Origin of the sequence: Acaryochloris marina S15, from assembly GCF_018336915.1 — a bacterium.
Classification (GTDB): domain Bacteria; phylum Cyanobacteriota; class Cyanobacteriia; order Thermosynechococcales; family Thermosynechococcaceae; genus Acaryochloris; species Acaryochloris marina_A.
Window position 1 is genome coordinate 546891 of the sequence record NZ_CP064923.1, and the last position, 19841, is coordinate 566731.

General features: G+C 47.9%; 21 protein-coding genes and 2 tRNA genes. 13 read left to right on the plus strand and 10 right to left on the minus strand.

Features of this window, described 5'->3' with window-relative positions:
- Nucleotides 1–280 precede the first annotated feature (280 nt).
- From I1H34_RS03200 to I1H34_RS03225, 6 genes are all read left to right on the plus strand, one after another.
- On the plus strand, nt 281–1183 hold the full coding sequence (locus I1H34_RS03200) for a hypothetical protein (protein WP_249369752.1): 903 nt from the start codon (nt 281–283) through the stop codon (nt 1181–1183).
- Between the two features lie 199 nt (nt 1184–1382).
- Nucleotides 1383–1450, plus strand: a tRNA-OTHER gene (locus I1H34_RS03205).
- A 3-nt stretch (nt 1451–1453) separates the two neighbouring features.
- Nucleotides 1454–1529, plus strand: a tRNA-Ile gene (locus tag I1H34_RS03210).
- A 416-nt stretch (nt 1530–1945) separates the two neighbouring features.
- Nucleotides 1946–3478: a slipin family protein gene (locus I1H34_RS03215; protein WP_212664318.1), complete on the plus strand. Its 1533-nt coding sequence runs from the start codon at nt 1946–1948 to the stop codon at nt 3476–3478.
- A 42-nt stretch (nt 3479–3520) separates the two neighbouring features.
- On the plus strand, nt 3521–3964 hold the full coding sequence (locus tag I1H34_RS03220) for an AAA family ATPase (RefSeq protein WP_212664319.1): 444 nt from the start codon (nt 3521–3523) through the stop codon (nt 3962–3964).
- On the plus strand, nt 3961–4722 hold the full coding sequence (locus tag I1H34_RS03225; RefSeq protein ID WP_212664320.1) for a tRNA(His) guanylyltransferase Thg1 family protein: 762 nt from the start codon (nt 3961–3963) through the stop codon (nt 4720–4722). Before I1H34_RS03220 ends, I1H34_RS03225 begins: the two co-directional genes overlap by 4 nt.
- 4 nt (nt 4723–4726) lie before the next feature.
- On the opposite strand, the gene I1H34_RS03230 is transcribed toward I1H34_RS03225, so the two are convergent.
- From I1H34_RS03230 to I1H34_RS03240, 3 genes are all read right to left on the minus strand, one after another.
- The gene (locus tag I1H34_RS03230) at nt 4727–5278 is read right to left on the minus strand and encodes a hypothetical protein (protein WP_212664321.1); all 552 of its coding nucleotides are present in this window, start codon (nt 5276–5278) and stop codon (nt 4727–4729) included.
- A gap of 45 nt (nt 5279–5323) precedes the next feature.
- On the minus strand, nt 5324–5779 hold the full coding sequence (locus tag I1H34_RS03235) for a VOC family protein (RefSeq protein WP_249369754.1): 456 nt from the start codon (nt 5777–5779) through the stop codon (nt 5324–5326).
- 72 nt (nt 5780–5851) lie between these two features.
- A complete protein-coding gene (locus tag I1H34_RS03240; RefSeq protein ID WP_212664322.1) occupies nt 5852–6358 on the minus strand; it encodes a TIGR02652 family protein in 507 nt (168 codons plus the stop codon).
- A gap of 137 nt (nt 6359–6495) precedes the next feature.
- On the opposite strand from I1H34_RS03240, the gene I1H34_RS03245 reads away from it, so the two are divergent.
- Both I1H34_RS03245 and I1H34_RS03250 read left to right on the plus strand, forming a co-directional pair.
- Nucleotides 6496–7041, plus strand: a complete 546-nt coding sequence (locus I1H34_RS03245; RefSeq protein ID WP_212664323.1) for a gamma carbonic anhydrase family protein — start codon at nt 6496–6498, stop codon at nt 7039–7041.
- An 83-nt stretch (nt 7042–7124) separates the two neighbouring features.
- Nucleotides 7125–7241, plus strand: coding sequence for a photosystem II protein Y (locus I1H34_RS03250; protein WP_315874859.1), 117 nt, complete (start codon nt 7125–7127; stop codon nt 7239–7241).
- A 172-nt stretch (nt 7242–7413) separates the two neighbouring features.
- On the opposite strand, the gene I1H34_RS03255 is transcribed toward I1H34_RS03250, so the two are convergent.
- The 4 genes from I1H34_RS03255 to I1H34_RS03270 all read right to left on the minus strand — a co-directional run bounded on the left by I1H34_RS03255 (nt 7414) and on the right by I1H34_RS03270 (nt 9419).
- Entirely contained in the window at nt 7414–7947 is a 534-nt protein-coding gene (locus tag I1H34_RS03255) for a ComEA family DNA-binding protein (RefSeq protein WP_212664325.1), read from the minus strand.
- Between the two features lie 17 nt (nt 7948–7964).
- Nucleotides 7965–8378, minus strand: coding sequence for an SHOCT domain-containing protein (locus I1H34_RS03260; protein ID WP_212664326.1), 414 nt, complete (start codon nt 8376–8378; stop codon nt 7965–7967).
- A 116-nt stretch (nt 8379–8494) separates the two neighbouring features.
- The gene (locus tag I1H34_RS03265; protein ID WP_212664327.1) at nt 8495–8695 is read right to left on the minus strand and encodes a hypothetical protein; all 201 of its coding nucleotides are present in this window, start codon (nt 8693–8695) and stop codon (nt 8495–8497) included.
- A gap of 181 nt (nt 8696–8876) precedes the next feature.
- Complete coding sequence (locus I1H34_RS03270) at nt 8877–9419, minus strand: hypothetical protein (RefSeq protein ID WP_212664328.1); 543 nt, start codon at nt 9417–9419, stop codon at nt 8877–8879.
- A 183-nt stretch (nt 9420–9602) separates the two neighbouring features.
- Between I1H34_RS03270 and lipA the strand changes: the two genes are divergently transcribed.
- The 4 genes from lipA (at nt 9603) to I1H34_RS03285 (ending at nt 14155) form a co-directional block, all read left to right on the plus strand.
- The gene (lipA, locus tag I1H34_RS03275) at nt 9603–10481 is read left to right on the plus strand and encodes a lipoyl synthase (RefSeq protein ID WP_212664329.1); all 879 of its coding nucleotides are present in this window, start codon (nt 9603–9605) and stop codon (nt 10479–10481) included.
- A 204-nt stretch (nt 10482–10685) separates the two neighbouring features.
- Nucleotides 10686–11705: a Ycf66 family protein gene (locus I1H34_RS03280; protein WP_212664330.1), complete on the plus strand. Its 1020-nt coding sequence runs from the start codon at nt 10686–10688 to the stop codon at nt 11703–11705.
- A 442-nt stretch (nt 11706–12147) separates the two neighbouring features.
- The gene (locus tag I1H34_RS32695; protein ID WP_283250051.1) at nt 12148–12270 is read left to right on the plus strand and encodes a hypothetical protein; all 123 of its coding nucleotides are present in this window, start codon (nt 12148–12150) and stop codon (nt 12268–12270) included.
- A gap of 76 nt (nt 12271–12346) precedes the next feature.
- On the plus strand, nt 12347–14155 hold the full coding sequence (locus tag I1H34_RS03285; RefSeq protein WP_212664331.1) for an ABC transporter ATP-binding protein: 1809 nt from the start codon (nt 12347–12349) through the stop codon (nt 14153–14155).
- A 45-nt stretch (nt 14156–14200) separates the two neighbouring features.
- On the opposite strand, the gene I1H34_RS03290 is transcribed toward I1H34_RS03285, so the two are convergent.
- A complete protein-coding gene (locus I1H34_RS03290; RefSeq protein WP_212664332.1) occupies nt 14201–15157 on the minus strand; it encodes an S-layer homology domain-containing protein in 957 nt (318 codons plus the stop codon).
- A 200-nt stretch (nt 15158–15357) separates the two neighbouring features.
- Here I1H34_RS03290 and I1H34_RS03295 point away from each other — a divergent pair, with 200 nt between their 5' ends.
- Nucleotides 15358–16575: a class I SAM-dependent methyltransferase gene (locus I1H34_RS03295; protein ID WP_212664333.1), complete on the plus strand. Its 1218-nt coding sequence runs from the start codon at nt 15358–15360 to the stop codon at nt 16573–16575.
- Between the two features lie 19 nt (nt 16576–16594).
- Here the strand turns inward: I1H34_RS03295 and I1H34_RS03300 are convergent, their stop codons facing one another.
- Nucleotides 16595–18433 carry a tetratricopeptide repeat protein gene (locus I1H34_RS03300; protein WP_249369756.1) on the minus strand — a complete coding sequence of 613 codons (1839 nt, stop codon included), beginning with the start codon at nt 18431–18433 and terminating at the stop codon, nt 16595–16597.
- Nucleotides 18434–18659: 226 nt separating this feature from the next.
- A complete protein-coding gene (locus I1H34_RS03305; protein WP_212664335.1) occupies nt 18660–19703 on the minus strand; it encodes a tetratricopeptide repeat protein in 1044 nt (347 codons plus the stop codon).
- Nucleotides 19704–19841: the final 138 nt, after the last annotated feature.

Below are 19841 nucleotides of genomic sequence, written 5' to 3' on the forward strand. Positions count from 1 at the left end.
TAACTTCAGAACTGAATTTCCTTATATCTATCTGGGTTAACTCTTGGGGGGGTGATCGCGGTCAATCTATTAAAGGATTGAGACTACTAAGCTCTAGTGAGCTATATTTTTCTTGCTCTGCAGTATTGGACCCGCTGATTACATCAAGCTCCGCTGAACTAGCGGTTCCCGAACCAATCCTCTGACGTTACTTCAGAACATATCTTCTGCCATGATTACTCATCAAAATCTTTGTAAGAAAAACCATCAGTTTAAGAACAACTGCTTAAAATTCTTGAGTGTGAGCAGTGTTCTTCTGGTCCTAATCAGTGGATGCAGCTCGGAAAACTCTAGTTCTAAATCTAAATCTCAGGCGCAATCAGGAGACCCGGCAGCCAGTACTCCAGAGCCTCTCAATTCAACGCCGACAAAATTAAAGTTAACGGTTGTATCTCCCGAGTCACTGCGCGTTAAGCAGGGAGATTTAATCGTTAAGGGGCAAATTTTGGTCGATCGGACCGCTGCCCGTCAGACCATTATGGCTCGCCGTCAAAAGGTGCAACAGGAAGTTGCGCTTTTAACGGCGACGGAACAGATTCCGACTGCCCCAACGAATACAACTGCGGCAGAAGCTCAGGTGCAGCAAGCCCGAGAACGGGTTCGTTTAGCGGATGCTGCAATGCAGGATTATCTGGCTAAATCTCCTTACACTGATCTTGCTCGTCAAACCCTGCCTCTGCCATCGGAGGAGAAACAGTTAGCTCAGTTGCAATTCGCTAAAACCTCTGCTCAAGCCCAGCTAGAACAGGCCATTGCCCAGCGTAAGTCTTTACAATCTTCTCAACAAGCTCGGCAACAGGGGCAAGCTGTAGCGTCTAGTAAGAAGAATCAACTTCTCAATGAGTTGAAAACTATTGAGGCCCAATTACAGGCTTTTCAAGATATTCTGTCTCCCCATGATGCGATTGTGCAAAAGGTCGATTGGCAAAAGAAGGGAAAAAATGGGACGACGGTAGAACTAGCCCTTGCGGTCCATTCTTTGGCAGATCCTGTTCCATCTCTACCTAATGGGACCAATAATCCTTTGCTATCGGTTCCTAGCCCAGCGCCCGGACAGCCCTTTCCCAGCCTTCCTGCGCCGTTAGCGCCTGCTCCCCAACCCGCAGCCCCCGGGCAGGTCCCGACTGCTGCTCAGCAACCTTGAATGATCAGTTTGAGTCGAAAGTGACTGGAGATGTTGCCTGAGGATCATGGCGGTTCTCAATTCAGTGTGTTAGGTTTGGCCACTGAGTCAATGGCGTGCTGTGAGGTAGCGGTTCAGGTTCTGAATATCTGACTGGTACTTTGAAGCTGAAAATTGCGGATAAGTGTACCGCCAAGCACACAAGGTTGATTCACCATTCCTCGATTAGCTCAGCGGGAGAGCACCGGGCTTATCCGGGGGGCGTAGGTTCAAATCCTACATCGAGCGAACCGAAAGCTAGCTCAGTTGGTAGAGCATCAGACTCATAATCTGACTGTCACAGGTTCAAATCCTGTACTTTCCACCACCCCGCCCTGGGTATGGGCACCTCGTTTAGGACGAGTTATGTCATCGGTACGGGAGCAATCCCAAGGTGGTTCAAATCCACTTGATAAGCATCCGGTTGTTGGTGTCTCGCGGTGAGTGTCACTCGGTGGCCGTCACTGCAACAGCCAAAGGCCAGCGCAATCGCATTGGATGATCGGTTTGAGTAGGTTCCTTTGAAGGGCAACCGCTGGGAGGAAATTCCAGGGGTTGCTGCTGCGAACGGCCTATCGGTTGAAGACAGAACCCAGGCTTAACCTTCGGGTGGGGCTGCGGTTCACCTTCAACTTAATCCAGCTGATCATGGGCGATTGCCCGCACTGTAACTGTGGAGACCAACAGCCTTGGGTGCTTTTAGATGTGGCCCCACATCTATGCGAGAAGAAGAAGGAAATAACAATGTTTAAGTCGTTTTATATCAAGCCCCATGAACGGGGTATGTTGTTTTATCGCAGCAAGTTTGAGATGTTTTTGCTGCCGGGTACCCATCGTCGCATGGGGTGGCATTGGCAGGTGAAGACTTTTGATTTAAATCAGCCCCAAGTCCAGATTGACCATTTGGAGATGTTGCTGCAAACCCATGCCCACAGTATGGATGAGTATTTTACGGTGGTGCGCACGGCTTATAACCAGGCTGCCTTAGTCCGGTTAGGACAACAATGGTGCACGATTGGCCCGAATCAACTGCAAGCGTTTTGGCGGGGGTTTATTGAGGTAGAAGTGCACCTATTTAACCTAGATGAGGGGCTTGAACTGCCGTCTCAGTTTGTCCAGCGATTGCGAGACGTATCGCTACCAGATTTGAATCGGGTCTCAATTCCTGAATCCCAGTTGGGGATGCTCTATGAGCAGGATAATTTTGTTCGACCTCTGGCTCCTGGAGAGTATGGGTTTTGGACCTGCGATCGCAAAATCAGTATCACCCGCTATAATCGCACCCGCCCTGAACCCGATTTCTCTTTTGAGGAAGTGCTGATTGAGCGGCATCCCGAGTTTGTCGCTAGTCACTGTGAATCCGTGCAGTTGGGCAATCAGGAAGTTGCCATTGTCCGGTACCAAGGCAAAGCAATTACGATTTTGCCCCCCTGTAGTCGCAAGCTCTTTTGGAAAGGGGTTGCGGTTGAGGTGATTGATATCAGTGAAGATGCCAAGCTATCGCCAGTGCTCGTGGCCGAGCTGGTCGCGGGGTTACCGGAAGCCCTAGAGCTGGCCTATGATGTCTTACATATTTTGGAAGTTCCGGCCCAGCATTTAGGGCTGCTGTATGAAGCCAGTGCGTTTGTAGAGACGCTGACTCCGGGTTGGCATGTCTGGTGGACCTTTGGTCGGGCTTGGAAAACTGAAGTGGTGGATTTGCGTTTGCAAACCCTAGAGGTCTCCGGTCAGGAAATCTTGTCTAAGGATAAGGTGTCTCTTCGCCTTAACCTGACGGCGGGATATCGGATCACGGATCCCGTGCAGGCCAAAACTGGCTTGAGCAATATTGAGGATTATCTCTATAAAGAGCTTCAATTTGCCCTCCGCTCAGCAGTGGGCACCAAGTCTCTGGATCAACTCCTAGAAGATAAGGGGGCGATTGATGCTAGCGTCTCTGACCATATTCGCGAGAAAACGGAGCAGTATGGGGTTGTCATTGCTTCCGTGGGTGTCAAAGATATCATTCTGCCCGGAGAAATGAAGGCCATTCTCTGTCAGGTGGTTGAAGCAGAGAAATCCGCCCAGGCCAACGTTATTCGTCGTCGGGAAGAGACGGCTGCCACGCGCAGTATGCTCAACACTGCCAAGGTGATGGAGAGTAATCCCGTGGCCCTGCGCTTGAAAGAGCTGGAGGTGTTAGAACGGATCGCGGACAAAATTGAGCATATTCATGTCAATGGCGGTCTCGATAGTATCTTGACCGAGATGATTCGCATCAATGGGGCTAGAGAGTAGGGGAATAGGAGCCGATTCACCATCAGCTCCTAAAGGCAAGATATGGAAGCAGTCATCTTTGTGGGCATTCAGGCCACAGGCAAATCGACGTTTTATCACCATCGGTTTGGTCGGACCCATGTGCGGATCAATCTGGATATGTTGAAAACTCGACATCGTGAGCAACAGTTTTTGTCCACCTGCCTAGATACCCGTCAACGCTTTGTGGTGGACAACACCAATCCCACTCCTGCTGATCGCCAGCGGTATATCCAGCCTGCCCAAGCACAGGGCTTCTCGATTACAGGGTATTACTTTGAATCGAAGTTGGCAGATGCATTGATACGAAACTGCGATCGCACTCCCGACCAACAAATTTCAGATAAAGGGATCCGAGGAACAGCCTCTCGCCTCATCTTGCCTGCTTATGACGAGGGGTTTGACCAACTTTTTTATGTTCGTATTCTCCCCCATCAACACTTTGCAGTTGAGGACTGGCAACCATGAAATTTACTGAACTCGATCAAAAACTGAGAGTCTTTGAAACCGCTCATGATTTATGCGTTTTGCCTGGGTTGTACATGGTGGCTCGTTTGGATGGACGGAATTTTACCCGCTTAACCAAAGAAACCTTGGACTTAGAAGCCCCCTTTGATTCAGGCTTTCGGGATGCCATGGTGGCAACGGTTCAGCATTTGATGAACTGCGGATTTCGAGTGATGTATGGCTATACCCAAAGCGACGAAATCTCTTTACTGCTGCACCCAGAAGAGCAGACCTTTGCTCGTAAGCTGCGCAAGCTCAACTCTTTGCTGGCAGCGGAAGCCAGTGCTAAATTGTCATTGATCTTGGGCAGTATGGCTGTCTTTGACGGTCGCATCTCCCAACTGCCCACGGTTGATTTAGTCGTTGACTATTTTCGATGGCGACAGGAAGATGCCCACCGCAATGCCCTCAATGCCCATTGCTACTGGATGTTGCGTAAATCGGGTGACTCCGCGAGCATGGCAACTCAGAAGTTAGAGGGATTATCTGTAGGCGATAAGAATGAATTGCTGTTTCAACTGGGGCAAATCAACTTTAATGACTTACCCCACTGGCAAAAGCGGGGAGTGGGTTGCGCTTGGCAGTCGTATCCAACGGCAGGCATCAACCCTATGTCAGGGGAAGTCTCTCAAGGGACCCGCACGAAAATCAGCATTGAGGTCAACTTGCCCATGAAAGAAGACTACAGGGAATTTGTCCTCAATTTAATGACTCGCTGAACCTCTATTTCTGGGATAAAACTCGCAGCCAGGGCTTTTGGGCTCGGCGGCGCTCTAAACTCATTTCAAAGCCATAGGCTTTAAATTCTTGTTCACTGTAATATTCCCGAAACCGAGCCAAGGGAACGCGAGACCGACCATCTAGAGAGTGAACAATAGACGTAGGAACACGAACATCTCCTCCCAAATGGACAAAGGCTTCTTCTACCGTCATCCAGGGGCGCTTAGAATCGCTCACTTCCGTGGGAATCGCTTGCTCTAAACTGCTCAGCTTATCGGCCAATCCCTTGACCATATTGCCGGGCTTCATATTTGAATTTTGCTTTGATTTCTGCAGTTTCCCTATCCACACTTGGATCAGAGAGCTGAAATACTGGAAAATTCGCTTGAGAATTCGCCCACAGACTTGAAGGATGCTGCCAGCCCCGGCTTGACTGGACGGGCTGCCCTGAGAGGCAATGGCGGCACTGGACCAGCCGCAATTGGCACAGACTTGACGCCCGGATTTGAGAGGGGGTCCTAAGCGATTGGAGCAACGGGGACAGGTTTCCAGCATAGTCAAAGTCTCCTAAGACAGGGATGCGCGAACGAAGATAACACGTTAAGTCAAGCTCTCTAGTGCAGATGTTGAACCGAGATTATGGAGAATTTCTAACGGTAAGCCATCCGCATCCGCGGCAAAGGCCACATGATATGTATGCTTGCCAATCGTTTGTGGCATGGGATAAAGCAATACTTTTAAGGTGATTGAGACTGCTTTGAGCCGTTCTCGCCATTGTTCAAGCCAGGTCGATAAGGTTTGGTCTGCCGACAGGTCATCTGTGACATCTATCGATAAATGATAATAGCCTACGTAACCCTCGTCGCCAAAGGCATCCGCTGGCGGTTTAGGATCTGGGATTTGAATTAGTTCTAGTCTGCCGATAGGACCCTCCAACCAACATCCCAGAGTATACCCAGTTGTAAAGCGTTCGATAACGTCAAAGTCTAGGGTCTGGTAGAACGAGATTGCCCGGTGGATATCCCCGGTCCGAATCGACAGATGATGCCCCTTCATGGCGATACCCCGATATGCTGACCATCAGATATACCACAGCCTCCTCGTCGTTGAGCCATAGATTCAGAAGGCTTAATCAAATAGGCGGAAATGAGGAGAATTACTGGGAATTCCAGGTTCCTTATCGAGATCGAAATTAATCACTTGCCAGCGAGGATCATCCTCAGAGTCAGGGCTGAATTCTACGGGTAGCCCATATAAGCGTGGACGCCCTGACTGGGGTTTGTCTGACCAGGGAGAATGTTCTAAATAAGTGTTGATCAAGATCTGATAGCGTTGGGCAATAATCACTTTGGTCGCGCGATACCCTTCGGTATAGAGGCGATCTAGCGCTTCATGAATTTCGAAGCGGATGCCATCAGGATGGGTATGTTGGCGGTACCATTGCCCATCCCATAATCGCCAATGACGTCCAGATTGGAGGTGGACTAAATCTTCAGTCTTGGGATCAGCTTCAAATGCCCCGTGACGTTGGCAAAGATAGGTATCCGTTAAGGTCAATGCGGTCATCATTTGTCGGCAATGGGGACAGAGTGTCTCAGGCCCAAAAATCGGATAGTGCATGCTGACATGTGTCATGAAGTCAGAGAGAGCCGAAGAACTCTGGTTGCCGCTAAGGTGGCTTCATTATAACCGTGAATCGTTTAGCGTGGCTGTTCTGAATGGTCTGGAGACCGTCTCTTTTCAGGGTAGGATCGAGACGGTGTTTTAACCCTATGACCTTGGATGTATCCAGTCCCCAATATTGGCCACCCCCGGATCTTTCCTTGGCGGCGTTTGTGGCAGATAATGCCACGGTGATCGGCAATATTCACCTTCATCGAGAGGCCAGCATTTGGTATGGTGCGGTGCTGCGGGGGGATGTCGAGCGCATTGAAATTGGCGAATATACCAACATTCAGGATGGCGCCATTCTTCATGGTGATCCGGGACAGCCGACGATTTTAGAAGATTATGTGACCGTGGGGCATCGAGCCGTGATTCACTCAGCGCATATTGAGCGAGGCACATTGATTGGTATTGGGGCCATTATTCTCAATGGAGTACACATTGGCACTGGCAGCATTATTGGGGCTGGGGCAGTGGTGTCTAAGTCGGTTCCCCCTCGTTCCCTATGGGTGGGAGTGCCTGCAAAGCCTTTGCGGGAGATGAGTGAAGCGGAATCCGAGGATTTGATGGATCATGCTCGCCACTATCAAAAACTGGCTTTAGTCCATGCCAATCGAGGGACTGATTTGGGTTTCAAAACGATTAAAAGCTAAGTCTAAGGGATTTTGATTAGAAAAATCTGACTACTTGTAGGACAATGGGTAAAAAGTGCTTTTAAAATAATTCTGAGAGGAGATTGAGCATGGATGTTCGTTTATTAATTGTTTTAGCTCCTGTCGCTGTTGCTGGTGGTTGGGCTTTATTTAGAATTTTCCCCGCTGCTATCGAGCAATGGCAAGGCATGAACAAGTAACTGGAACGTAATTGTTCAAGGTACTCCTAACTTAGTACATGAAGCAGGGGCTAGCATTAGTTAGCCCCTGCTTCGATCTTTAAACTATTCTGCAAACTGATGATGACGGTCAGATCTAGAACCATCGGTTTTTTGTGGATGGCTTGAGAGAATATGCCGATGTAGAAAATGCCTAACATCTCAGATAGGGCAGTAATATTTGAGTGGTCTCCCCCGATAAATTCAGGCGTCGTTGTAGATCCGCCAGGTTGTGAAAGGGACCGTGGGCAATGCGATCGCGAATAACGTTTCGCGCCAGACTCGGTGTCATCTCCGGTATCGTCATCAGCTGTTCTACAGAAGCTGCGTTTAAGTTAAAGGCGGGGGCTAAGGCAAGGCTCTCCTGGTCGTAGTAGCAAAACTGCATCACTGCTGCTAGAGGCTGCATCCGCTGGACAGGCTGGGATAGGGCAGCTGCCACATCTTCAATGGCGTAAAATTGGACGCCATTCTGGGTTAATTGCACGAGCTGGCGGGCCTGGTGAATGGACAGTCCTGGCAAGCGCAGCCAATCATCGACACTGGCTTGATTAACGTCAATGCTGACGCCCAGCTCAGCGGCCAAAGCAACTTCTGCCAAGGACTGAAACCGATAATAGGGGTCAGCCAAAATCTGAGCCCGTAGCGGTCCTTGCTGTTGAGTCCACTGCACGAGGCGGTTGAGCATGGCTATTTATAGGTGCACTAACCTAAGAGCTGTCGTCGCTGTTGCTCAAATTCGTAGTCTGTCACTAGTCCCTCTTGGCGGAGGCTTTCGAGCTGGCGTAGCGAATCTGCGATCGCATTCATCTGTGCCGGTTCCAGGGTCGGTTGAGTGGGTTGAGGCCAGGCCGGATTAAAGGCTTGGTGAAACCGATCATCCCCTTGGGTTAAATAAATCACGGCATCACATAGACTGGCTACCCGAGTCAGGGTGGCAATCGGTAAGGTGGCCCAAAAGATACCAGGCAGCAGATACACCAAGCCCCAGCGAGTTTGGCCTAAATAGAGCTTATGCAGACCTGGCAAGAGTAACCCTGCAAGGGCTAGGACAATGGCAACGATACGATTCTTTGGTCTCGGTAAGGCGAGACCCGATGGAGTCGAGTCAAGAGTCATCAGTCAAGAGAAACCACAATGGCTAGTTGAATGGATTAGTTCTAGCACATTGCTAACCCTTCCGCGCAAGGAAAGATTGCGATGAGTATCTTGTGTCAATAGATGGTCTGCTGAGCTTAGGGAGACAAGCGGTGGACGAGTTTCTCTATCCACCGGACTGCTCGTTGCCAAGTCTGACTTGGAGAGGACTTAACGCTGTAAGGCTGACGCTGTTGACACCCTTGTAAGTGTTCTAACATCCGGTGCAAATTTTGGTCTTGTTTGGCCAGTTGGTGGGTTAAGCAATTAGATTGACGCTGGCAAGTATGACAAAGCATAGTAGATATTCACTCCTACTCAAGGAAGTCACGATGGCCAAGAGAGGCTCGAACATCGCAATTGGAAACGCTTTTGAAGAGTGAGGGAAGAATAAGATTCATCAATTCTAGCCAAGACGCCATCAAACGGCAGCCTTTAGATGTTGCATTTTATGAAGGGACATTTATCACAGACTGAATATCAGTCCACGAAAGAGTTTGAGGCGTAAACCACATACTGTTGAGCATCACTAGTATCGATCAGCACCTCCATGAGGTAAGCACCATCAGAAAAATCGGCATATAGGAGCGATTGCATCTGCTTGCCTTTGTGTTGCAGGGGTGAGTCTGCAAAAATCTGGCTATCGGTCTGACTCCGCCATTGCTGAATTTTGTTGAGAGGGGTTTGCTGCTGCAGTGCCAACAAGTCCTGGGGCTGAATGGTTAACTCTACCTGATAGGTCGGATTGAACCCTGAAATGCATTTTTCTTGCAGAATACGGGTACTAGCGGGCCAGTCAGTGATTTTTATGTTGGTGGCAAAGGTGTCACAAGGCACTGTGCTGCCTAACGGATCCCAACATCCTCCCAGCCCAAGGAGCAATACCCAAAACAGTGTGCTGAATCGATTCATTTGCAGGAGAGTGCTACCAGGGGGATCAGGAGATGCGATCGCAAAACCGTGCCAGAAACTCGACTGTCTTTCACGATAAAGCTGCAGTGGAAGGATTTGAGACCATACCATTATGCAGTGTGTTGAAAGCGGCAAATTAATACCCATCTCAATCATGATCAATTCAAGCTTCTGAGCTAAACGATTCAATGGTGCCTGTGGCCTGCTTTTGAAGCCTCCATGGGGGCATGACCAACTCATACTGCAGGAGACAACATCCCTTACAGTAGAGACAGAACATTTCAGGTCAGAGTAGTGGTTGTTAAGCCCAATTGGTTACGAGTGAAAGCCCCGCAATGGGAGCGCGTGGGCAGTGTCAAAGATATTTTGCGGGATCTGAACCTGAATACGGTTTGTGAAGAAGCCTCTTGCCCCAATATTGGCGAGTGTTTCCACCACGGCACGGCCACATTCTTAATTATGGGACCAGCCTGTACTCGGGCTTGCCCTTACTGCGATATCGATTTTGAGAAAAAGCCTGTGGCCCTTGACCCCACAGAGCCACAACGCTTGGCAGAAGCTGTGCGTCGGATGGATCTCAATCATGTGGTGATTACCTCTGTGAATCGCGATGATTTGCCCGATGGCGGGGCCTCACAGTTTATTCGCTGCATTGAGCAGATTCGAGTCCTGTCGCCCCAGACCACCATTGAAGTGTTGATTCCTGACTTATGTGGCAACTGGGACGCCCTAGAGGCCATCCTGCAAGCAGCGCCTGAGGTGATCAACCACAATACGGAAACCATACCGCGCCTGTATAAACGGGTTCGACCCCAAGGGGAATATCAGCGGACCTTGGAATTGCTGATGCGATCGCGCCAGCTCGCCCCTTGGGTTTATACAAAATCCGGCATCATGGTGGGTCTAGGCGAAACAGATGCTGAAGTTCAGGAGGTCATGGCTGATTTACGCCAAGTCGATTGCGATATCCTCACCATCGGTCAATATTTGCAGCCCACGGCTAAACATTTAGGCGTACAGGACTTCGTCCATCCCGATCAATTTGCTAAATGGCAAGCTCTGGGTGAAGAGATGGGCTTTTTGCAGATTGTTTCCTCTCCCCTTACCCGCAGTTCGTATCATGCCGAGCAGGTCCAAGCCTTAATGGAAAAATATCCTCGTTCTAAACCTTGAGTAGAGTGACACTCTAGAAAGTGTCACCTTCTGGCCAAGGCCAGGCCCAGCCAATTTTCTATGCTAGAAGTCAGAATTTAATACACTTTGTCTCCGCTAGCGAAGATCAAAGCCCGTGTAATTTGAAGAGGTATGTCTGCAAAAGGCATGCCTCTTTGATTTTTCTAACTAGACTCATAGGAAAATGACTCCAGGGTGGTATGAATGGGGAATCCTGTTTATGCTGAACGGAGAATCTGGGCCATGCTTTCCTTAGCCTTAGTGTTGATCGTGGGTTTAGGCAGTGTTGGGCTGTATTTAACAGCCTACGTCTATCCAGAAATTCACCGCAAAACCGATGTCTGGTGGAGCGGTACGGGGCTTTTTTATGCTTTAATCCTGTTGATCTATCGCCGTCCTGTCGGCCTGTTGCTGGGGCATACGGCGAGTGTCGTCTTGTTGGTTTGGCTTAGCTACCAAGCATTACAGCGTCGATGGGCCATGGTAGAGGCTAATCCAGCGCAGCCAGACGATGGAACGTGGGGTGCTAAAGCCAGAAAGCTATCCGATCAGGTCCTTGCCAAGATTACTAGCCTGGATTGGCAAGGATTATGGGAAAAGATGGGCATGCAAGCGGATGACGGGACATCTGAAAAGTCAATTTTGCCCCCTGCCATCAAACAGCGTTTAGACCTATCAGGTCTAGGAGAAAAACTTAAAGGTATGATCAGTGGCAAGCAGACTGCTGAGGCTGATACACCCACTGAGACGGTCCAGCCTACTGAGATGAGTACACCTACAGTAGAGTCTCCTGCTGCAACAATAGCTGAGACCATATCAGAAGTAACGTCACAACCGGGTGCAGCTACGGCTGAATCTATATCAGAAGTAACATCACCACCTGCTCCAGTGACTGAGTCTACTCCACCCGTTGCAGAGCCTGCGGCTAAGGATTCCCAACTTGAAGAACGAGTTGCTGCGACACCCGTGATGGTTGAAACACCTGCGACACCAGAAATAGAATCGCCTATCCCTGACGCCCCGACAGAGCGTTCAGCCCAGTCAGAAGAGGAGGCAGAGCCTGCTGCTCAGGTAGAGGTTGTTTCAGAAGCCCCAATAACTGTAGAACCCGATGCCAACAAATCTGAACTAGCGGCTGAGCTGGACCAAGTCATCTCTGACTTGTCTCCAGAAGGACAAGATGCTACTCCGAATCTACCTCAACCCCCTGATCCATTGGGGTAACCCTAGCCTTTCCTATCCTATGGAAGCGCTATGAATACTGACCGTTGTTGAATGGTAGGTCTCTTTAATCTAGATAAGCTTTATATCTGAATCATATTTTCTGAAGACCCTAACCGCGATGAGCTGCTCAGAATGCTGTAGCAAATTATAGAAGCAGACGGCTCGGACCTCGAACGATATGAGATGCAGGCTTTAGTTGAAAAATAGAGTCGCAACCTTAAGATTTTTGAGTAGATATTTTATGCCGTTGATAATGGCAGTCTCACAGCAGAGAATATCGTCGATCAGCCTGATCAATATAGACCTGTAGCGCCTCACCTCTCTCCACAGATGAAGTGTAATTATGTGACAGTATGTAATGAAGTAAGAGAAGTACTGCTTCAACGTATTGTTGTTTGAGAATCCCGATAATTTAAATAGCAATAGAGAAATCTAGAATCATATGACCATAGCTCTCAAAATCAAAGATGTATTGGAACGTGAAGGTAATCTATTCGCGACGGTACAAATCTGGCGATTCTTGTTGATTCTAGAGCTGGATAATGCCATGCTCACTCAGGGCTAGAAGGTGGCAAGAGTTACTGGGAATTATGCATTTATACAGCAATATGCACCGTTAAATTTAAACAGATAATCCTGAAATGAAAAAGTTCTTGAAGCAATTTCTATATATTTTAGCTGACCAGAAAGCAATGTTATTTGTCTTGCTGGCTGCTGTTTTAGGAAATGCTGTAATAGAAACCTTAGGTATTGGCCTGATTGGCCCTTTTATTGCTTTTGCGAGTGATCCCGAGTTAGTAGAGAAAACCATCGTTATTGGCCAAATCTATGACTGGTTGAACTTTGAATCTAGGGAAAGGTTTATTGCGGTTCTGGCCTTATTTATTATTATTGTTTTTTATGTCAAGTCTTTTCTTAATTTCGTTATTCGGCGCTATATTTTTAACTTTGTTTATCAATACCAAGGTAAGCTGCGGATTCGATTATTAAGTGCGTATATGCAAATGCCATATACATTCCACTTAAAAAATAATTCTGCTTTTATGATTCAAAGCATCATGAATCATACGGTTAGTTTTTGTAATGGCATCTTGCTAGAGATGCTGAATTCTTTTGTCAGCTTAACCATTATTACCTTTCTGAGTATATTGCTGATTTATACCAGCCCCATTGCGACAATCGTAATTGGACTGATTTTATTCGTCGTTTTTGCCATTATCTTACGATTGAAAAACACCCTTGCTCGATGGGGTAAAACGATTGCTCAGTCTCAGGCAGAGATGATTCGAGTGGTTAACCATAGCTTGGGGTCTGTGAAAGAGACGAAAGTGATTGGGTGCGAGTCCTTCTTTTTAGATCAACTCGATACTCAAGCCCAGCTCTATTCCACCTCTCTTAGCGATTTCATGTCCTTCAATCAAATTCCACGCATTACGATTGAAGCCATGATTATGACCTTTATCTTAGGTTTTATCTCTTTTTCGATCTTAACGAATCAAGATTTTCAAGGATTAATTTCCACATTAGGTATCTTTGCGGTCGTATCAATACGACTGATGCCTTTAGCAACACAACTCAGCAAGGGCTTAAGCGTTTTAAGAAGTTCAACATTTGTATTGGAAAAGCTATATCACGATCTCAAAGAACTTGAAAATTATCAAGCACTTATTGCCCCTTCCACTGATGTTGTCCCTCAACTCAAGTCGGCAGAATTGAATGGTAGTCTTGAGCTGCCTCAGTTGGAGTTTGAGAAGGAGATTTTATTTGATAAAATTTCCTTCCAGTATGAAGGTGCTAAAAACCCTTCTCTAAATCAGATTCAACTTCGCATCAAGAAAGGAGAATCCATCGCCCTGATTGGTAAATCGGGCGCAGGAAAAACGACCCTGGTCGATGTGCTTTTAGGGCTGCTGACACCCACTGGTGGAGATATTAAAGTCGATGGCCAATCGGTTTACCACGATTTGAGAGCTTGGCAAAATTTATTGGGATATATTCCCCAATCTATCTTTTTAATTGATGACACCTTAGAACGAAATATTGCCCTTGGCGTTCCCGATCACCTGATTGATGAGACTCGATTAAACCGGGCCATTGAGTTAGCACAGTTGTCGGAGCTAGTGCAGGAGCTTCCTGATGGTGTCAAAACCAATCTAGGAGAGCGTGGAGCCAATTTATCCGGAGGACAACGACAACGGGTTGGTATTGCCCGGGCCTTGTATCATGAGCGGGAAATTTTAGTGTTGGATGAAGCGACCTCTGCCCTTGACAATGAGACAGAAGCCTTAGTGTCAGAAGCGATTCGCTCCCTGAGTGACTCGAAGACGATGATTATCATTGCCCATCGTTTAACAACGGTGGAGCATTGTAATTGCATTCATCTCATGAAGAATGGCCAAATTATCCAATCTGGAACCTATGAAGAGGTGGTCTTGGCTGCTGATGATTAATCAGCTTTAGAGCTTGGCTAGCCAAGCTCTAAATGTCAGAGAACACTAACTGAGTTCTTTCTCTTGTCGTTCCAAGGCTTTGGGGGCGGTTTCTCTCCCAATTTGCCAGAGGGTAGCCGCGGCTTCATGGCGTTTGGCTGCTTGTTTGGGCTTGAAGGTCCCAATTTTGCCGAAGGCACGTTCGATGTTACTTCCCTTGGGTCCCTTCGCGAAGAGGTCGTTGTATATGTACCCCGAGTGCCGCTTATCAATGTCAGCCAGATCGCTAAACTTCCAGGCACTGCGCAACAGGGAGACTCTTACGGGTTTAATGCTTTTACCCTTATCCAAGCCAACTTTAATGCTGATCATCTCTTCGCGGGTAATGGGCTGATCGGGTTTGAAGGTTTTATCGTCATAGCCCACTGAATAGCCTGCATTGGCTAAAGCTTGAACAACTTTAAATGCGGGATGTTTGGCATCAATATCTGTAAACTCTGGGTCAAAAGTAGGGGCCAAACGGATCTTTTGGGCTGGGCGACTGATGGTGTTGTGGGCCTTGAACAGCCAGATCATATATTCACCCCGAGAAATGGGATCGTAGGGCTGAAAGTTTTGATCGTCGGTCGCTGAAAATATCTCTAGTTTGATTAGATCAGCCAGGAGCGGCTGGGTGGGTAAATCGGCGATATCGTTAAAGGCGACGGCAGCGGGCCGGTTCGTCTCCGACTGTATAGGAGAGGCACTCTCTGGGTTGTCTTCTGATGTTTTGGCTACTATCTCTGAAACGGGCTTAGCCTCTTTGAGGGGATCTGAGCCGAGGCCGATTTCATCCTGTTGTTCTTTGAGATCTTTATTTTCGGCCTCAAGGTCTTGTAATTTGGACTTTAACTCAGCGACTTCATCTGCAGATTGGGTGGATTCTTGGTTGGCCTGGTTACATCCACCTATCAATAGCCATCCACTCAGTAGGGAAAGACTTAATAAGGAACGGAATGCAGGTTTCTTGGCAACGATCTTCATGGGGAGATAAGCTTCAACGGAATACGATGGAACAAGAGTTTGATGTTGTGATTCTGGCCTCAAGGATAAGCGAATCAATCTGGACTTGGTTCTTGAAACCAACGATCAAACCTCTCCCACCGTTTTATCCCTAAAATACTTTTTTGAGCGTGATCACTCTCACCCATATCAGTGATATCTAAGCTACCAGGACAGACACTTTGACCCATCCTGATTCATTTAACCCGGTTCTCTTTCAGCGAATTGTAGACTGCATGAATACTGCTCCTCAGCAGAGAATGACCTTTGCTGAGTTTATGGAACTGGCTTTGTATGACCCTGAGCAGGGGTACTATGCGACGAACCAAGTTCAAATCGGAGTGGCAGGGGATTTCTTTACGTCTCCTCATTTATGTCCTGATTTTGGTGAATTACTCGCTGAACAATTTCTGGATATGTGGAGGGTGATGGGGCAGCCGAAGTCATTTACATTGGTCGAGATGGGGGCTGGTCAAGGCTTAGTAGCGGCTGATGTCCTTAAATATTTGGCGATCCGAAAACAATCTGCTGATTCATCGGCTGGCTATGCAGCCTTTTGGGCCGCTTTGCGTTACATGATTGTAGAAAAAGCAGAGGGCTTAATAGCGGCTCAACAGCGATTGCTACAGCCGTTTCAGTTCGCACCTGACAAAGTGCAGTGGCTGAGGTTTGAACGGCTTCCCGAGGCGGGTACGGTGGGCTGCTTCTTCTCTAATGAGCTAGTCGATGCTCTACCGGTGCACCAATTTGTTGTGCAAGATGGTGCTGTGCAAGAAGTGTTTGTGACGATTGATGGTGATTCACAGTCTTTTATGGAGGTCTTATCAACCCCTTCAACAGATCATTTAGTAGAGTATTTAGCTGGGCAAGGCATCGATATTGGTGCGGGATATGAAGATGGATATCGGAGTGAGATTAATTTAGCGGCTCTGAATTGGCTGGAGACCGTCTCACAAAAACTGGAACGAGGGTATGTGCTGACGATTGATTATGGATATTTAGCACCGCAATATTACAGCCCCCAGCGGCACCAGGGCACTTTGCAATGCTTTCGTCGGCATGGTGCTCATCAAGATCCCTATGCCTATCTGGGACATCAAGATATTACGGCTCACGTTAACTTTACGGCTTTAGAAAAGCAGGGGTTGGCCCAAGGGTTAACTTCAATAGGCTATATCCAACAAGGGTTGTTTTTAATGGCGTTGGGCTTGGGCGATCGCTTAGTCGCCAATAACAACACCTGTGATATCACTCAGCTGAATGAGGTGATTCGTCGGCGTGAAACCCTGCAGTCTCTAATCAACCCTCTGGGACTGGGTGGTTTTCAAGTCCTGATTCAAGGGAAAGGGTTAAATGAGAAGGAACAAAGTCAGGTATTGAAGGGTTTACAAATGCCTTGATGCACCTGGGTGAAGCCCCTTATTGATCTGACGCAGTTTCTTGCCACCCTAATTGCACAGCTTGCTGTAACGCTAGATTCGCTGTTTCTGTCTGGTCCACTGCTTGTAAGGCTTTGCTGAGATTCACATAGGATTGAGCTGCATAGGGAGAAAGCTGGATAGCGCGACGATAGGCTGAGATCGCACCCCCGTATTGCTGCTGTTGCATCAGTACTTTACCTAGACTGGTATAGGTTTGCGCAGTTTCTGGCAAGAGCCGTAATGTTTGGTGATACGCGGCAACTGCCTCCTGCCTTTTGCCTTGCTGAGCCAGGACATCTCCCCAGGTCTGATAGATATTTAGTTCAGCGAGATGGGGCATAACGGTCTGTGTCCGTGTAACCTCGTCGTGACTGACACCGATGGCATCCTGATGAAGGGTATAGCCGATAGTATTATTTCCTAAACGATTAGCTCGATAGGCCTTTTGGATGACTTTGGGGGAGATGTCTTTGATTCTCTTTTGAAATAGTTGAGTATCGACCACAACTGGTTTAGACTCACCAGCCGCTGTCGCCCAGCAACGATGAGCCGCAAGATTCTGAGCATCAACGGCTAAAGCTTTTTGGCAGTACTGAGCGGCAACCTCTGTTTGCTGATTAGCGATCAGTAGATTTCCCAAACGGTTATAAGCCTGGACCTCTTGGTGAGACTCTTTCCGCAAAATGTCCAAGGCTTCTTGGGGCCGTTGCAGTTTGACTAGTGTTTCTGCAATGTCAATGTAGGCATATTTGTTGAGTTGATATTCTTGCCGAAAACTGGTTAAGGCTGTTTCTAGTTGGCCCTGTCTGGCTTGAACCTGGCCTAAGCAAGACCATACATCTGCCCGCTTCCGATTCACCTCAGCCTTATTGAGATGATGGGCCAGGAATTGGGTCTTGTTCAGGATTGTTTCAGCTTGACGGCAATTTTTCTCAGCCTGAGTCAATTGATTGGCCTTGACTAAATCCTTTGACTGTTCGATCAAATGCTGGACATTTGCCTTCTGGAATGGTTGGTCTGATCGAAAATACTGCTGCGATACTTCCTGGGCTTCGTTCGAGAGGTTTTGACCCACTAAAAAATGAATCAAGTCTTGGGCAATTAGTGGTTGGCCCATAGGGTCTGTCAGTTCAAGAGCCTTGCGAAATGCTGACTGTGCGGGTTCGATACGATTCAAGGAGTTGAGTCTGACTGCTAAGGCATGATGGGCATAGTCATCCTTAACACCTTGTTTGGGGTGTTTACTATCTAGATCAAGCCATTGATGATAGGCGGCTAACGCATCATCTAAGTGATTTTCACGAACTAGAACATCTCCCAGTAATCGGTGAGGATAACCTGGATAGGCTTTGGGCCGAGTCTGGGCAAAAGCACTCACAGCCTCATCTAACTGATTATGTTTCGCTAATGCATTCCCTAGGTGTTCATAAATCAATCGATCTGGTTTTGCTGTAATAGCTTGGCGATAGGCTTTGATCGCTTCAGGTAAACGCTCTTCATGGTCCAAAGATTGCCCTAACCGAAAATGGACTTCCGCTTCCTGCATTGCTTTGGGGGCATCAGGATAGTCTTGAATGATGCCTTGGCGGAAGGTTGCGATCGCATCGTCAGTCTTGCTCTGTTTGACTAAGGCTTTGCCCCAACTTTGATAGATCCGCGAAATATTGGGTGGCTTGAGGGCAATGGCTTTTTGATAGTGACTAATGGCTTTATCGACCTGATTTTCGGCCACTAAAACGAGTCCCAGCTGATGGTGAGCTTCCGCATCTTGGGGATTCAGTTGGATGGCCTGTTGCCACACCTTGGCTTGTTGAGTTTTGGCTAATAGTTGCTTCACAGAGCTGTTTTGCTCGGTAGACTTTTTTGCAGTTGCCGAAACTTGCTGAGACGATGAGGAATTAGCCGAAAAAAGATTTAGGCGGTGAATTAAACCAATGGACAATACACACAAGCAAAGCAGGGACAGTGTTGTCTTAGTTTTCATTGCAACTCAGGGGTGAAATAGGAAAGAATTTCAGACGGCTCTTCGTGATATTGGTTTGGTCAGGATTAGCCGGTCTAGGCTATAAGCGCGCTTGGGCTTTGGCAAGGTTGGATTGAGCTTCTGTCAAATTGGGATTGAGGGAGAGCGCTTGTTGGAAAGATGCGATCGCATCTCGTATCTCTCCATGCTCCAGTAAAACTTTACCTAAACCGTTATGGAATTTAGCATTATCGGGGTTTAAGCGAATGGCGTTGCGATAGGCCTCTATGCCGATATGCAGGTGTTGATAGAGCATGTTATCTCCAGCCTGAGCATAAGACTGAGCCGCCGCCGCTAACTGACCTGCTTTTTCCTGAACAGATGCCAAAGAATAGTAGATGCTACCCGTCGGATCGATGGCAAGGGCTTCTTGGTAAGCTTTGATAGCTTGCTGGTACTGCTCAAGTGCGACAAAATCACGTCCTACATCTCGCCAGGCTAGAGCCTTCTTATCTGTGAATGCAGCTTCAAGATCCTTGAAACCGTTCGACATCTGGTTGGCCGCAATTTGCTGGTCATAACCTTGAACATAGGCCGCCATCGCCGCTTCAGCTTTACCTTTAGCGACCCACGTTTTGCCTAACTGAAAATAAAGCTGTTCATCGCCTGGATAGTGGTCAATCGCTTGCTTCCTATATTGCAATGCTAAGTCAACTTGCTGATTCTGGGTTAGAGCATTGGCCAGCTCTGTATGGGCTTGAGCATCGTACCAAGCTGAGCTTCTAGGGGGATGCCAAGCGGAGGGGGAAGACTGATTCTGGAGAACGATGCTTTGGCGCAAGGCTTGTAATGCCTCGTCTATCCGTTGAAGCTGGACGAGCGCTTCAGCCATTTTTCGGTGGACCAAGGCGTTGTTCGCATCCAACACTAAGGATTGATGATAGGCAACAACTGCTGCAGCCAAGCGCCCCTTTTTAACTAGCCGATCTCCTTGCAGATCAAGCTGTTGAGCAGACTGCTGAGCTTGAGCGACTTGAATCTCTACGGCTGGATCTGCAATGCCAAGCTGAGCTGAAACAGAGCCTGGAAGATTGATGGCTAGAATATTAAGCCCAATCAAAGTGAGAGAAAATATCGTTGTCATAAGTTGCCAAAATTTGAGAAGAGGTCTGACAGCGCTCCCAATTGCAGCCAGACCTAGGATGGGCAAAGTTTCCTGGGGGGATGTCACTTGCACCCAACGATATCTCTATTATTGATATCCTTGTCGGTCTCTGCAGTG

Bases quoted from the DNA above. Each gene is read 5' to 3' on its own strand.
- I1H34_RS03215 (WP_212664318.1), top strand. From the start codon at position 1,946: ATGTTTAAGTCGTTTTATATCAAGCCCCATGAACGGGGTATGTTGTTT.
- I1H34_RS03220 (WP_212664319.1), top strand. From the start codon at position 3,521: ATGGAAGCAGTCATCTTTGTGGGCATTCAGGCCACAGGCAAATCGACG.
- I1H34_RS03225 (WP_212664320.1), top strand. From the start codon at position 3,961: ATGAAATTTACTGAACTCGATCAAAAACTGAGAGTCTTTGAAACCGCT.
- I1H34_RS03230 (WP_212664321.1), bottom strand. From the start codon at position 5,278: ATGCTGGAAACCTGTCCCCGTTGCTCCAATCGCTTAGGACCCCCTCTC.
- I1H34_RS03235 (WP_249369754.1), bottom strand. From the start codon at position 5,779: ATGAAGGGGCATCATCTGTCGATTCGGACCGGGGATATCCACCGGGCA.
- I1H34_RS03240 (WP_212664322.1), bottom strand. From the start codon at position 6,358: ATGACACATGTCAGCATGCACTATCCGATTTTTGGGCCTGAGACACTC.
- I1H34_RS03245 (WP_212664323.1), top strand. From the start codon at position 6,496: ATGACCTTGGATGTATCCAGTCCCCAATATTGGCCACCCCCGGATCTT.
- I1H34_RS03255 (WP_212664325.1), bottom strand. From the start codon at position 7,947: ATGCTCAACCGCCTCGTGCAGTGGACTCAACAGCAAGGACCGCTACGG.
- I1H34_RS03260 (WP_212664326.1), bottom strand. From the start codon at position 8,378: ATGACTCTTGACTCGACTCCATCGGGTCTCGCCTTACCGAGACCAAAG.
- I1H34_RS03265 (WP_212664327.1), bottom strand. From the start codon at position 8,695: ATGCTTTGTCATACTTGCCAGCGTCAATCTAATTGCTTAACCCACCAA.
- I1H34_RS03270 (WP_212664328.1), bottom strand. From the start codon at position 9,419: ATGGTATGGTCTCAAATCCTTCCACTGCAGCTTTATCGTGAAAGACAG.
- I1H34_RS03280 (WP_212664330.1), top strand. From the start codon at position 10,686: ATGGGGAATCCTGTTTATGCTGAACGGAGAATCTGGGCCATGCTTTCC.
- I1H34_RS32695 (WP_283250051.1), top strand. From the start codon at position 12,148: ATGACCATAGCTCTCAAAATCAAAGATGTATTGGAACGTGAAGGTAAT.
- I1H34_RS03285 (WP_212664331.1), top strand. From the start codon at position 12,347: ATGAAAAAGTTCTTGAAGCAATTTCTATATATTTTAGCTGACCAGAAA.
- I1H34_RS03290 (WP_212664332.1), bottom strand. From the start codon at position 15,157: ATGAAGATCGTTGCCAAGAAACCTGCATTCCGTTCCTTATTAAGTCTT.
- I1H34_RS03305 (WP_212664335.1), bottom strand. From the start codon at position 19,703: ATGACAACGATATTTTCTCTCACTTTGATTGGGCTTAATATTCTAGCC.